Source organism: Bacillus cereus group sp. MYBK5-2, assembly GCF_051915685.1.
GTDB lineage: Bacteria > Bacillota > Bacilli > Bacillales > Bacillaceae_G > Bacillus_A > Bacillus_A cereus.
Genome location: NZ_JBQAFE010000034.1, coordinates 1 through 1566 on the forward strand (window position 1 = coordinate 1; position 1566 = coordinate 1566).

Below are 1566 nucleotides of genomic sequence, written 5' to 3' on the forward strand. Positions count from 1 at the left end.
GCCACAGTAGAATATCTGAATAAATCTTTCATATCTACTCGATAACCAGCCTGATGTAATCTCGAAGAGACTTGGATAGATTTAATTGAATCGCCTCCCAAATCAAAGAAATTATCTAATACTCCAATTTGCGGCACACCAAGTACCGTTTGCCAAATTGAAACTAACATTTCTTCTATTGGATTTTTCGGCGCTACATACTCTGTACCTGTTTGTAAATTTCTTTCTGGTTCAGGCAACGCTTTACGATCAATCTTACCATTTGGTGTTAATGGCATTTGCTTCAGTTGTACGAAGTACGATGGAATCATATATTCTGGTAACTCTTCTGACATCTCCTCTCGGAGTTGCGCCACTGTTAGGCTCTCTTCTCCAACAAAGTAAGCACACAATTGTTTTAATCCATCTTCATTTTCACGCACAACTACAACTGCTTCTCGAACTGAATCCACTTCCTGAAGAACCGATTCAACCTCACCTAATTCAATCCGATATCCTCGAATTTTCACCTGATGATCTATTCTTCCTAGGTATTCAATTGTTCCATCAGGTAGCCATCTACCAAGGTCGCCAGTCCGGTACATTCTTTCACCAGATACAAATGGATTAGGTACAAATTTTTCCCTTGTCAACTCATCTCGATTCAGGTATCCTCTGGCAAGACCATCTCCACCTACACATATTTCCCCCTGTATCCCGACTGGTAGAAGTGTATTTGACTCATCTACAATATAAACAGTGGAATTCGCAATCGGTCGACCTATCGGAATATTTGAATACTCCTTGTTAATAGGGAAACAACAAGAGAATGTCGTATTTTCCGTTGGTCCATAACCATTAATGATTGTAAGGTCAGGGCAACTGCTTCTTACCATTGAAATTATGTTTGGTGATAGTGCATCTCCACCTACCAATAAATATCGAAGTGAAGAAAATGCGTCAGGTTTTTGCAGAGCCAATTGATTAAACAATGGAGATGTTAACCACATTGTCGTAATTCTATATTTCTTCAACGCTTCATTTAACTTTTCAACGCTTAAAATAACCGTCTCTGGAACAATATATAACTGTAATCCATTTAATAAGGCACCCCATATTTCAAAGGTACAAGCATCAAACACTACAGCCCCAGTCATTAAAATTCGGTCTTCTTCATTAAATTCTACATAATTTGTATTTTGAACCAAACGTACAACACTTCGTTGTTCTATTAATACGCCTTTTGGTTGTCCTGTAGATCCCGATGTATACATAACGTATGCTAGATCTTCCGCAATTGTAACAAATGGAAGATTCGTATTATCTCCCTTATATACACTTGGATTGTTTAAATCAATCAAGGTTCCAGTAAAGTTAGCCATTTGTACTGCAGATGCATACTTTGTAAGTACAATATTTATATCACTATCCTCTAGCATGTAACGAATTCGTTCCTGTGGATACTCTGGATCAATTGGTACATAAGCACCACCTGCTTTTAAGATTCCAAGTATCCCCACGATCATTTCTAGTGAGCGTTCTACCATAATTCCAACTAACTGATTTGCCTGTACGCCTTCCTTTCTA

General features: G+C 38.1%; 1 protein-coding gene. It reads right to left on the reverse strand.

Translation table 11 applies throughout. The features are described from left to right. Positions 1–1566, reverse strand: a 1566-nt coding sequence (locus tag ACTFP3_RS30085) for an amino acid adenylation domain-containing protein (RefSeq protein ID WP_440012087.1), incomplete at both ends; no start/stop codon positions are given.